10 protein-coding genes are annotated in these 12,187 nt (G+C 35.8%); 1 reads left to right on the top strand and 9 read right to left on the bottom strand.

Annotated elements, in window-relative coordinates; translation table 11 throughout:
• Nucleotides 1-17: 17 nt before the first annotated feature.
• Nucleotides 18-389 (bottom strand): VOC family protein, encoded by a 372-nt coding sequence (locus AC0L0O_RS06330; protein WP_473785671.1) that lies wholly within the window; start codon nucleotides 387-389, stop codon nucleotides 18-20.
• A gap of 236 nt (nucleotides 390-625) precedes the next feature.
• Here AC0L0O_RS06330 and AC0L0O_RS06325 point away from each other — a divergent pair, with 236 nt between their 5' ends.
• Nucleotides 626-2,158 carry a BA3702 family sensor histidine kinase gene (locus tag AC0L0O_RS06325; protein ID WP_000087683.1) on the top strand — a complete coding sequence of 511 codons (1,533 nt, stop codon included), beginning with the start codon at nucleotides 626-628 and terminating at the stop codon, nucleotides 2,156-2,158.
• Between the two features lie 53 nt (nucleotides 2,159-2,211).
• Here AC0L0O_RS06325 and AC0L0O_RS06320 read toward each other — a convergent pair whose 3' ends face one another.
• The 8 genes from AC0L0O_RS06320 to hutI all read right to left on the bottom strand — a co-directional run bounded on the left by AC0L0O_RS06320 (nucleotide 2,212) and on the right by hutI (nucleotide 12,183).
• Nucleotides 2,212-2,823 carry an alpha/beta hydrolase gene (locus tag AC0L0O_RS06320; RefSeq protein ID WP_000975478.1) on the bottom strand — a complete coding sequence of 204 codons (612 nt, stop codon included), beginning with the start codon at nucleotides 2,821-2,823 and terminating at the stop codon, nucleotides 2,212-2,214.
• 24 nt (nucleotides 2,824-2,847) lie between these two features.
• On the bottom strand, nucleotides 2,848-3,786 hold the full coding sequence (locus AC0L0O_RS06315) for a ring-cleaving dioxygenase (protein ID WP_000412735.1): 939 nt from the start codon (nucleotides 3,784-3,786) through the stop codon (nucleotides 2,848-2,850).
• 342 nt (nucleotides 3,787-4,128) lie between these two features.
• Entirely contained in the window at nucleotides 4,129-5,607 is a 1,479-nt protein-coding gene (putP, locus tag AC0L0O_RS06310; RefSeq protein WP_000687603.1) for a sodium/proline symporter PutP, read from the bottom strand.
• Nucleotides 5,608-5,893: 286 nt separating this feature from the next.
• Nucleotides 5,894-7,462: an FMN-binding glutamate synthase family protein gene (locus AC0L0O_RS06305; RefSeq protein WP_000005182.1), complete on the bottom strand. Its 1,569-nt coding sequence runs from the start codon at nucleotides 7,460-7,462 to the stop codon at nucleotides 5,894-5,896.
• A 67-nt stretch (nucleotides 7,463-7,529) separates the two neighbouring features.
• Nucleotides 7,530-8,657, bottom strand: a complete 1,128-nt coding sequence (locus AC0L0O_RS06300) for an alkene reductase (RefSeq protein ID WP_000204387.1) — start codon at nucleotides 8,655-8,657, stop codon at nucleotides 7,530-7,532.
• A 581-nt stretch (nucleotides 8,658-9,238) separates the two neighbouring features.
• A complete protein-coding gene (locus tag AC0L0O_RS06295) occupies nucleotides 9,239-9,700 on the bottom strand; it encodes a CarD family transcriptional regulator (RefSeq protein ID WP_003160944.1) in 462 nt (153 codons plus the stop codon).
• Nucleotides 9,701-9,961: 261 nt separating this feature from the next.
• The gene (gene hutG, locus AC0L0O_RS06290) at nucleotides 9,962-10,933 is read right to left on the bottom strand and encodes a formimidoylglutamase (protein ID WP_000399855.1); all 972 of its coding nucleotides are present in this window, start codon (nucleotides 10,931-10,933) and stop codon (nucleotides 9,962-9,964) included.
• Nucleotides 10,912-12,183, bottom strand: coding sequence for an imidazolonepropionase (gene hutI / locus AC0L0O_RS06285; RefSeq protein WP_000887529.1), 1,272 nt, complete (start codon nucleotides 12,181-12,183; stop codon nucleotides 10,912-10,914). Before hutI ends, hutG begins: the two co-directional genes overlap by 22 nt.
• Nucleotides 12,184-12,187: the final 4 nt, after the last annotated feature.

The following is a 12,187-nucleotide window of genomic DNA, read 5'->3' as shown; positions in this document are numbered from 1 at the left end:
ACTAGGTGAATTTCCACCTAGTTTTTATTTTCCATAAATTCAATTCGATTTCCGAACGGATCTGATACGTAAAATCTAATTACATCTGGACGTGCATGGTCATCTATTACTTCAATACCTTGCTTTATTAATTCTTGTTTAAATTCATCAATTTTTAAAACATAAAAAGCCGGATGCGCCTTTTTAGCTGGATTGAAGTTTTGCTCAACTCCAATATGAATCTCTTGATTTCCACACTTAAACCAACATCCACCACGCTTCTTTAATTCCTCTGGCTTCGAGATTTCCTCCATACCTATTGTTTCACCATAAAACGCTCGTGCTTCTTCTTCACACCCTACAGGTGCAGCTACTTGTACATGATCGATCCCTTGAATATAATTTCTCATTTTCTCTCCCCCTCTTCTACCCTAATGTTATACAAAAAACCCACTTTTGTAACTTACAAAGGGTTTATAAAACAATATAAGCTCCCCTTATTACCACCTGGCACTCACTTTGCAAAAAATAAAGAAAACAAAATTTATTATATAACTTCCATTTTTTATAGAAATACACGTTACATCTATATTATAGTTATGAATAGACAAATCTTTTTAGATGCTATTTGTACGGAGGAACTATTATGAGTCGTAAAAAATATTCATCAACTCAAAAAAAACGTCATCCGAGCATTTCTAGACGTTTGCGAAACCATATACAAGATCGTTCATTAACAGAAATGTACGCATCCCTGTTCGAACACAATCCTGATAGTATTATTTCATTAAATTTAGAAGGAGTTATTCTACATATAAATCCTTCTGCCGAAAGAATATTAGGTTACACTTCTTTAGAATTAGAACAGAAAAATATTACCTCTATTTTAGAAGCCCATATTTCTGAGCAAGTATTACAAAATATAAAGAATACTGAAACGGATAATCAACAAGAGTATATTTTATCTATTTGTCATAAAAATGGATTCTTATTAGACGTCGTGACAAAACTAGTTCCTATTTTTGTCCAAAATCGTCTTACTGGCGTATATGCCATTATGAAGCCGCTTGAAAAATCAGAAAGAATTGAGAATATGCTAAAAGAAAGTGAGAAGAGATTACGTACATTAGTGAACTCTATGCCTGCGTTTGTTATATTTAAAGATCATGAAGGACGCTGGCTTGAGGCAAATGACTACGCACTTTCTTGTTTCAATTTCCATCATGTACCTTACCGTGGGAAAAAAGATAGTGAACTCATTCAATATAATGAAGCGTACCGAGAAGCTTTTTTACATTGCGAAGAAGTCGATGAACTAGCATGGCAACAAAGACAAATTCTTCATGGTGAAGAATTTATTATTCATAGAGATGATTTCGACCTAATCTTAAGTATGTCGAAAGTTCCTCTCTATCATCCTGATGGCTCCCGTAAAGGTCTTATCGTAATGGGAAGAGACGTTACTGAGTTAAAAGAAACAGAAAAGTTATTACGAAAATCAGAAAAACTCGCAGTAGTCGGACAACTGACAGCTGGAATTGCCCATGAAATTCGAAATCCACTCACTTCTCTAAAAGGTTTTCTAACATTGCTACTCCCTGAAATAAATGAGGAGCATAAATGGTATATCGATGTTATGTTAAGTGAAATTTCACAGATGGAATCTATTACAAGTCAATTTATGGCGATGTCTAAGCCACAAGTATTATCAATCAAAACTTGTAACATACAAACTTTGATTGAAGAGGTAGTTACATTTATTTTACCAACTGCTATTATGCACAGTGTTCACATCATTATGGATCATTTTGATTACGCACATGATATTCAATGTGACGGTAACCAATTAAAACAGGTTTTTATAAATATATTAAAAAATGCGATTGAAGCGATGCCAAATGGCGGAAATATTTTCATCCAAACAAAACCATTAGAAGATACCTTTATTTTAATACGGATTATCGATGAAGGTTGCGGTATCCCAGAAGATCGTATCTCTCGTCTAGGCGAACCATTTTATAGTTTAAAAGAAAAGGGAACTGGACTAGGGCTAATGATGTGTTACAAAATAATTGAAGAACACCATGGTAAATTACACATTTCAAGCGAATTAAATAAAGGTACGATCGTTGACATTCAATTACCACTTTCTTCATCACATCTTACAATTCAGTCTTAAATAAAAAAGAAGCATCTGCTAATGATTGCAAATGCTTCTTTCTTTATTTACTTTTATAGTACTGTATTTTCATACCATTCTTTTGCTTTTTCTACTTCACCCATTGTTAATTGATGACCTCTATTTTCCCAATGCATTGTTACATTAGCGTTTGCATTTTCTAATAGTACCTTCAATTCCTCTGACTCTGCTGATGAACAAATCGGGTCATTTGTCCCAGCAGCGATAAACACGGATTTTCCTGCTAAATTAGGCAATTGTGTTCCTCTTCTAGGCACCATTGGGTGATGAAGCACAGCGCCTTTTAATGCATTATCGTAATGGAATAATAAACTTGCAGCAATGTTTGCTCCATTTGAATAACCGATAGCTACAATGTTATTTCTATCAAATTCATATGTTTTTGCAGCTCCATCTAAAAATTCATTTAATTCCTTCGTACGGAAAATCAAATCTTCTTCATCAAAAATGCCTTCTGCCAATCGGCGGAAAAAACGTGGCATGCCATTTTCTAATACATTTCCCCTAACACTTAATACAGATGCTTCTGGGTCCATTATTTCTGCAAGTGGTAATAAATCTAATTCATTACCTCCTGTACCATGAAGTAATAACAACACTGGTTTTGACGTATCTTTTCCTTTTTGAAAAACATGTTTCATCATAATCCTTTTCCCCTTTCAATCACTTTAATCTAAATTTCTCACTTCAAATGGTAAAAGCGTTTGTTCAATCTGTTTTCTATGTTGTTCATATTGTTCTGGTAACTTTAATTCCTCACCCATCGTCTCTAACGATTCATCATGAGCGAAACCAGGAGGGTCTGTTGCAATTTCAAATAAAATTTCACCGTGTTCTCTAAAATAAATTGCGTTAAAATAATTTCGGTCTTGTACAGGAGTTACGTGGTATCCAAAACGGGACACGTGCTCTTTCCAGTCTAACTGATCAGCATCATCACTCGCTCTCCAAGCAATATGATGGACTGTACCAACACCCATCTGGCCACGTCCAATTGTCGATAATTTCAAATCAATAATATTTCCAATATCAGCAGAAGAACGGAATCGAACAAATTCTCCCTCTTCCCCAATTTTCTCAAGACCCATAACGTGCTCTAACAATTCAGCAGTTTTTTGAGGGTGCGCTGATAAAAGAACAGCACCACCAAATCCTTTAATTGCTACTTCTGGCGTAACTTCCCCAAAGCTCCAATTATTTAATTCGCCTTCTTCTCTTTCTACTAATTCTATATGCAAACCATGCGGATCATCAAATTCTAAGTACTGTTCTCCAAATCGAGTCATTTTTGTATACGAAATATCGAATTTTTCTAATCTATTTTCCCAAAATTTCATTGCCCCTTTTGGTACAACATAAGAAGTGATTCCTACTTGACCGTCACCAATAATTCCTTGACGAGCACCTGCCCATGGGAAAAACGTAATGATTGTTCCAGGCTTTCCTCCTTCATTACCGAAATAAAGATGGTACGTACCAGGATCATCAAAATTCACTGTTTGTTTCACTAAACGTAACCCTAATACACCAGCATAAAAATCTACATTTTCTTGTGGATGTCCTACGATTGCTGTAATGTGATGAATTCCCATTGTTTTCTTTTCCATTTTCTCCACTCCTTTTTTAATTCATTATGAAAAAATTTTTTACATTAAAATTCATTATTCATTTTGTCCATACCATAAAGTAAAATCCTTAATTATAATTTATCTCGGGATTGAGATATTAACTGTAAAATTACACACAAATAACTAACCTAACAAAATTATCTCGAATTCGAGATAATTCACAAAAAAAATATTTGTTCAATCTGTAAACATAACAAATATTTATTTACCTCGAACTTATTATTTATTATAAGTTACTTACTTTTCTTTGTCAATAAGTTACGGATTTCATTTAAAATGAAAAGAAGGTAAACGCTATTCAGCGTTTACCCTCTTCACTAATTATTTTGTTTCCTCTTCCAATACTGCTTCCATCTCATTAAATTCACGATGTATTGCTTTAACTGGTTCTTTCGTTACTAAACTTACGATAATAACAGCTAATAAGCTACAGAAGAATCCAGGTACCATCTCATACATAGTCGCTTTTAAACTTGGAATTTGTACCCAAGTGATAACAACTAATGCACCGACAATCATCCCAGCAAGAACGCCCCATTTGTTCGTTCTCTTCCAATATAAACTTAATAAAATTGCTGGTCCGAATGCTGATCCAAATCCTGCCCAAGCATATCCAACAAGCGTTAAAATTGTATCACTCGGATGATACGCTAAAACAACTGCAATCATCGCTACTACTAATACTGACAGCCTACCGATAAATACAAGTTCTTTATCACTTGCTTTACGACGGAAAAATGTTTTATAGAAATCTTCCGTTACAGCACTTGAAATAACAAGTAATTGCGAGGAAATACTACTCATAATCGAAGCCAAAATAGCTGATAATAAAAATCCAGTAATGTACGGATGGAATAAAATATTTGAGAATGTTACAAAGACCATTTCCGGATCTTGTAATGTCGCATTATTTTTAGCGTAATAAGCAATACCAACTAGACCAGTAAGCATTGCACCTATAATTGAAATCGTCATCCAACCGATACCAATTCTACGAGAAGTTTTTAAATCTTTAATAGAGGTAATTGCCATAAAGCGGACAATAATATGTGGTTGACCAAAATACCCAAGGCCCCATGCTAAAAATGAAATAATACCAAGTATTGTAGTCCCTTTAAACATATCTAAATGCGATGCATCAACTTGCTTAATTGTATTGAATGTTTCTGTTACACCACCTACATCTGTAAAAGCTACAATTGGAACTAATACAAGAGCAATAAACATAATACAACCTTGCACAAAGTCGGTCCAACTTACTGCTAAAAAACCACCGAATAGTGTATAAGCAACAACGACACCAACAGTTACAAATAAACCTATTTTATAATCAAGGTTAAAAGAATTTTCAAACAAACGTCCACCTGAAACTAAACCAGCTGACGCATAAAATGTGAAAAATACTAAAATGACGATAGCGGAGACAAAACGAAGTATTTTCGTACGATCTTTAAACCGATTCTCTAAAAAATCTGGAATCGTAATTGAATCATTTGCTACTTCCGTATATGTTCGTAAACGCGGCGCAAGAATTAAATAGTTTGCATAAGCGCCTATTAATAAACCTATCGCGATCCATACACTGGACAACCCTGTCGCATACATCGCACCCGGTAATCCCATAAGCATCCAACCACTCATGTCAGAAGCACCGGCTGATAAAGCTGTAACTGCTGGACCGAGTCCTCTTCCGCCTAACATATAATCTGATAAATCGGATGTCTTCTTATAAGACCAATACCCGATATACAACATACCTGCCATATAAATAGCAAGCGAAACCATAATCTCAATCTTCACCAAATCTCTCCCTTAGTTACATAAGCCATTCAAAATTTCGAAAAATGACTTTTTCTATTTTCTTGTTTTCGCTTATGGTTCCCTACCTTACCAAACATTTTTTGTTCTTTCAAGTGAACAAGCACTTTTTCCTATATGTGAAAACCTTTATAAACGCCTTTATCCCAGTGGATTACCCTGTTTTCAAAAGAAATTAAAGTAAAAATATTCAGAAAATAAAATACCTATTTTTTAATAAAAATAAGCCATACAAATGTATGACTTTTAATCTATTAAACATATCTTACTATTTACTAGTAGGAAACAATTCTGAGAGAGGGACTACCCGCCCCATCTCATCTTTAAATACAATATGATCTCTCTTTAAATGACGCGGGCTCTTCACTCCCGCCGCCGCTGCTAACGAAAACAAACTATATCTCATACTAATAATATAATTCATAACTCGCCACTTCTTCTCATACGGATCTAACGCTTTTTGATAGTGCGGATTCGTCGTGGCCACACCAGATGGACATTGGCCAGAATTACATTGAAGCGCCATTATACAGCCGCTTGCCATCATAAAACCACGCGCTGAATTTACAGCATCTGCACCAATAGCTAAAGCGATTGCCACTTTATCTGGTGTAATTAATTTCCCGGCAGCAAACACTTTGAATTTATCCCGAATATCATAATGATTTGCTGTATCAATAAACGTCAATAATGCTGGAATAAGCGGCATTCCCATGCTATCTGCCATCGATTTATACGTTGCTCCTGATCCACCTTCTGAACCATCAATTGTAATGAAATCCGGATAGATGTTTAACTCTTTCATCGTTTTGAATAAATTTTCCAACGGCTCCTGTTGTCCAATCACAATTTTCATCCCAACTGGTTTTCCGCCGTTTTCTTGCAATTGTTGAATAAAATAAAGTGTCTCTGCTGCATTATTTAAAAATGAAAATCGATTCGGTGAATTAATTGTCTCTCCCTCTCGTACATTCCGAACAAAAGCAATTTTCTCGTTTACTTTTTGCCCCTCTAAATGACCACCACGTATTTTCGCACCTTGCCCAAATTTCAATTCAAATGCTTTAATATTACTCTCTTTCGCTTTCCCCATAAATTTCTCCATCGAAAAATTACCGTCCTCATCACGATATCCAAATAACCCTGGGCCAATTTGTGCAACGATATTTGCCCCTGTATGTAAATGTTCTGGAATAACGCCGCCTTCGCCAGTATTAATCCACGAACCGCCAGCCATTTTCGCTCCAAACCCACTCGCTAAAATATAATTTTCACCAATCGAACCGTAAGAAGTTGCTGATGCTCCAAACATGCCATACAGTTTCCATGGATATTTACGATTTTCGCCGATGATAATTGCATCGTCTTCTTCGTATAACCAAAGATCCGTTGTATCCGCTGTCAATTTTTCTCTTCGTGAAAATAATCCTTCTTTATGAATTACATACTTTTTCCCTTCACGTTCTGGCGTTACATTCACACTTAATTCTTCTGTTAATACCGGAAACAACGTATTAGCAATATAATAACCCGATGCTTCAAAATCTCGTTTCGATCCAAAACCAAGTATTTCAGAGCGATACTTCGCTAAAAACATAACACTTTGAAAGTCGTAACGTGAAAAAGGTTTTCCATCTGTATCGTGATCAAACCAATATTGTCGGAATTCCGGCCCTATCTTTTCCAGTAAGTAGCGCATTCTTCCTAAGTATGGATGTAGTTTTAAAATAGAATGATGCGTCCGTTTTTTTATAAAAAATGTAATAATAAAAAAGACGATTAAAAGCAACAGTAATAATAGTAATATACTAATAATAACGAGTAGCGTTTCACTCATCTCGCTTCCCCCTATGAAATCCCATAATAAAAGGAGAACACTCCGTGTGTTCTCCTTTTATCTTTATTCAAATCAATGTAGCAAGATGCTCTTTCGCGTCATATTCAACTAAACTTTCAGCACTTTTAATTCGATGAACAAAATCCGGATTAGCAATTAAAGGTCTTCCGAATGCAGCTACATCAATTGTTCCTTCTTGCAACGCTTCTTCAGCCTCTTTCGGATTCAAATTACCAACCCCAACAATCGCACCATCCCAATATTTTCTTACTAATTGATGAAAATTCTTTCCGTCAGCAATCACTTGCGTATAACTCATCGTTGAAGGGTGAATCATCGTTAATCCAACTTCTTTAAACATATTTACGAATGTTTCAATTGCCAGTTCAGGGTTTTCCCACATATAAGTAGGATTATCACCTTTAAAAGCAGAGAAACGAAGAAGTGTTTTATCAGCTCCAATTGCTTCTATTACAGCCTCAGTTACTTCTTTCATAAACGTTAACCTTTGCTTTAAGTCGCCACCATATTTATCTGTACGCTTGTTTGCAAACTCATAAGTAAATTGATCAATTAAATATCCGTGTGCACCGTGAATTTCTACTCCATCAAACCCAGCTTCGATCGCATTTTTTGCAGCTTGTGCGTATTGACCGATAACTTCTTGTATTTCTTCTAACGTCATTGCTTCTGGTGTATCGAATGGCTTACGAAAACGTGGAACATTTCCCTCTGCAGCGATTGCAGACGGCGCTTGCGGCATTTGCCCACCAATTATTTCATGATGACTCATACGACCAACATGCCATATTTGAGCAATAATTGTCCCGCCTTCTTTATGTACTGCCTCTGTAACAGGTTTCCACGAATCAATTTGTTCTTGTGTATAAATCCCCGGTACTCCCGGATTCCCTTTTGCTCTTGGGCTAATGACGATTCCCTCTGTAATAATCAATCCAACTCCATCAGCTGCACGTTTTCTATAGTATTCCACTACATCAGCACCCACTGCTCCAGTTTCATTGTCTGCAAAGCATCTTGTCATTGGTGCCATTGCTATACGGTTACGAAGAGGCCAAGATCCAATTTGAATTGAATTAAACAACTTCGTTTCTGCAACGTTTTCAAAAGACCCCCAAGCGTTTACATTTGTTCCTTCATAAATACTTGCCGATTTCTTGTTTGAACTTGTCATGTTTCTTCCCCCTAAAAAAATTCTTACTACAATCGCATCATACTTACTTTTAGATAGTAACGTCAATTTATACGCTTTAACCAGAGGTTATTCGAATATTAAACAAATGGGATGCTATAAATAAAAAAGGTTTCCTGAGTAGGAAACCTTTTTTATTTACCATATGTGAATGTCAATTTATTTATCTCTTTTATATAAAGGATATACACATATAAGAAAATCCCTTAACAATAGAAGTGAGAGCGGTTCAATATTCTTATGAAAATAATAACTTATATACCTAAAACAATGAAAGCCCTACCTCTCTTTCATCCTTACGGCTCCTCGTCCGTGCCAGTGTGAATCAGGATTGCAAAAATCAAGTAATTATTTTATCGAAGTATTTAATTAAACTTCGAACATTCGTAAAAGAAATTTAAAAAATAAAAAGCGGATTTGATTGTAGTAATAACAAAAGAGGTTAATGCTCTAAAAGTGGTTTGAAAGAGTTGAATGTCTTTGAAATGATTAATTCTCTATAATTATACTCCCAAAAAATTCAAGATCTTTTTTGGGATGCCATATATTATTTGTAATGAACCTTAACAAAAGCTTTTTATTTGATTTTCTGTGATACCTTCAATTAATCCCAGTTCACTAATCAAAAATTCATGTGCGTTATCTAACATTTTCTTTTCGCTTGCATTAAGTGCCTTTTCTTTCTGTATACGCATTAAATCACGCACAACCTCAGCACCTTCTTGCATTTTACCCGTTTTTATTTTATCAGTGTTCACTTTGTACCTTTGTTTCCATGTAAGTAATCTATCTGATTCTCCATGCTGAAAAATATCTATTATGTGTATTAATGCCTTGATATCTGTAACTGGTCGTATATTTGAATTCAATATTTTCCCTTCAGGAATCATTATTTCCATATTACTAGCCGACATTTTTATAACATAATACTGTTGTTTTTCCCCTGCGATTTCCTTCTCTTCTATGGCTTTAATTATACCTGCTCCTTGCATTGGATAAACAATGTTATCGCCAATTTGAAACAAATAATCCACCTCCATATATGGTAACCTTCTCAAGCTTAACACAACTTTAATTTTTTAGCAAAATTTTTATTTTATCATAAAATTATTTTACACGTCAATACTTCAAAAGCAAGAAATTAAATTCACACAATACACTATAAAAAACCGCAATTTTATTAACGGTTCCACACACATTCATTCTCTTTTAACATAAAAACACATCACTACATTTGAGTAGTAATGTGTTTTTGATAAGGCATAAATAAAAATCTACTTTTCCGTCTATATACTAACCTGCTTACTAACTGTTTCCCTCGCTAAAAGAAAACTCATAATCACTTGCGCTGCTACTCTACTCGTCATATCCCTAAAATCAAGAGTTGGATCAATCTCTACTATATCCATCCCTTGAACGAGCGGTTCTTTACCAAGGAATTCAATCGCATCTAGTAAAGTCGTACTATCCATTCCACCAGGCCCAATTGCTGGACAACCTGGCGCAAACGCTTGGTCTAGTACATCCATATCAAGAGAAATGTAAATAGAAGTCACGCCTTGCCTTCTTAATACTTCAATACTTTCCGTCATAATATCTTTTATTTCTCGCTCTCGTACATCCTTCATTGTATACACTGTCACGCCATGTTCTTTTGCATATTCATGGTACGCACGCGCGTTTGAAAAATTACGAATACCGATTTGAACAAGTTGTTTTCCTGTAATGACACCATTTTCTAATAAACTACGGAACGGCGTACCATTTGACGGACCACCATCATCTAAATTACGTAAATCATGATGGGCATCAAATTGAATAATACCGACCTTCCCTTTACTGTTTGCAAAGCCCGTTATACTCGGAAAACTAATCGAGTGGTCACCACCAAGAACAATTGGTATCATGTTTGGATTTACTTTCGTTACATGACCTACTGTTTTAGCAATTCGGTTATGACTTTCTTTTATATCTGTTACATGCATTGTAATATCACCGCAATCATATAGAACACTTTCTTTCATATCGTGTTCTTCTGTAATTGCGTATGTGCTATATGCATCTAACATCGAACGAATTGTTTTTGGTGCAAAACTTGCTCCTGAATGACTAATAGACGGTTTAGAAAGGGGTGCTCCAATTAAGGCAGCACCGAATATTTCCACGCCTTCCTCCCAATCCTTAATCATCTCACTCCATTTCGTCACTTCACGATCAATAAACTTTGCATTTTTCTTTAAATAGTGGCCGTGCTCCACGATTGTTCACCTCTTGTATATGCGATATTACCATTCTTCCACACTGTATTTACATGACTTACACCGTAATGATACGGTACGTAAGCATAATTGTAAGCATCCCATAAAACTAAATCTGCCTTACGACCCACTCTAATTTTCCCAGCTACATCGCCTCGATTAATAGCATAAGAAGAGTTAACTGTTACAGCATTCCAAACTTCCTCTGGTGTCATTTTCAATTTCAGCATTGCGATGCTCATAATAAGCTGAATGTTTTCAGTTGGGCAGCTGCCTGGGTTAAAGTCTGTGGCTAAAGCTACCGCAACACCTTCATCAATCATTTTACGACCGCGAGCAAAGCTTTCTTTATTTAAATAGAAGGTTGTTCCTGGTAATAAAGTGGCTACTGTATTAGAGTTTGCAAGCATTTCAATTCCTTTATCAGAAGCACCAACTAAATGGTCCGCTGATGCTGCACCAATTTCAGCTGCTGCTTCCGCACCACCAAGAGGATCAATTTCATCCGCATGAATTTTCACATCAAAGCCAAGCTCTTTCGCTTTTAATAAAAACTCTTTTGATTCTTCGACAGAGAACACACCTGTTTCGCAGAAAATATCAACGAATTCTGCTAATTGCTTCTCTTTCATTTCTGGTAGTAGGTCTAACATCCATTGTAAAAATTCTTTTGATCTACCTTTGTACTCCTTCGGAACTGCATGAGCACCTAAAAACGTTGACACTAAATCGATTGGATGTTCTTTTTGTAATTGTGCAGTTGCCTCTAATTGTTTCCATTCCGTCTCATCATCTAATCCATAACCACTCTTCGCTTCTACAGTTGTAACTCCGAAAGATAGCATACGGTCTAAATGGAATTTCGCTTTTTGAACAAGCTCTTCTTTCGACGCTTGTTTCGTTGCATTTACAGTTGAAAGAATACCTCCGCCTTGTTCTAAAATTTCTAAGTACGGAACTCCTTGTAATTTTAGTGCGATTTCATTTTCGCGAGATCCACCAAATACAAGATGAGTATGCGGGTCAACAAGGCCAGGAGAAACCATTTTTCCGCCGCAATCAATAACCTCTTTCGCTTGTAATCCTTTCGCTTCTTCCGCTGTTCCAACGAAAGTGATTACACCATTTTCAATTCCAACCGCACCATTTTCGATAACAGGAAGCGTGTTCATCGCTTCCCGTCTTAACAAGCCATCTTCTTGATCCATTGTTAGTAATTGACCGATATTGATTAGTAAAGTGTCCAGCATGTTT

The organism is Bacillus sp. GS3m_15504, assembly GCF_055825275.1.
This window is presented reverse-complemented; position numbering and strand designations above follow the sequence as displayed.

What these genes read in the sequence shown, in the direction of transcription:
- AC0L0O_RS06330 (WP_473785671.1), bottom strand. Translation starts at nt 389, where the DNA reads ATGAGAAATTATATTCAAGGGATCGATCATGTACAAGTAGCTGCACCT.
- AC0L0O_RS06325 (WP_000087683.1), top strand. Translation starts at nt 626, where the DNA reads ATGAGTCGTAAAAAATATTCATCAACTCAAAAAAAACGTCATCCGAGC.
- AC0L0O_RS06320 (WP_000975478.1), bottom strand. Translation starts at nt 2,823, where the DNA reads ATGATGAAACATGTTTTTCAAAAAGGAAAAGATACGTCAAAACCAGTG.
- AC0L0O_RS06315 (WP_000412735.1), bottom strand. Translation starts at nt 3,786, where the DNA reads ATGGAAAAGAAAACAATGGGAATTCATCACATTACAGCAATCGTAGGA.
- AC0L0O_RS06305 (WP_000005182.1), bottom strand. Translation starts at nt 7,462, where the DNA reads ATGAGTGAAACGCTACTCGTTATTATTAGTATATTACTATTATTACTG.
- AC0L0O_RS06300 (WP_000204387.1), bottom strand. Translation starts at nt 8,657, where the DNA reads ATGACAAGTTCAAACAAGAAATCGGCAAGTATTTATGAAGGAACAAAT.
- hutI (WP_000887529.1), bottom strand. Translation starts at nt 12,183, where the DNA reads ATGCTGGACACTTTACTAATCAATATCGGTCAATTACTAACAATGGAT.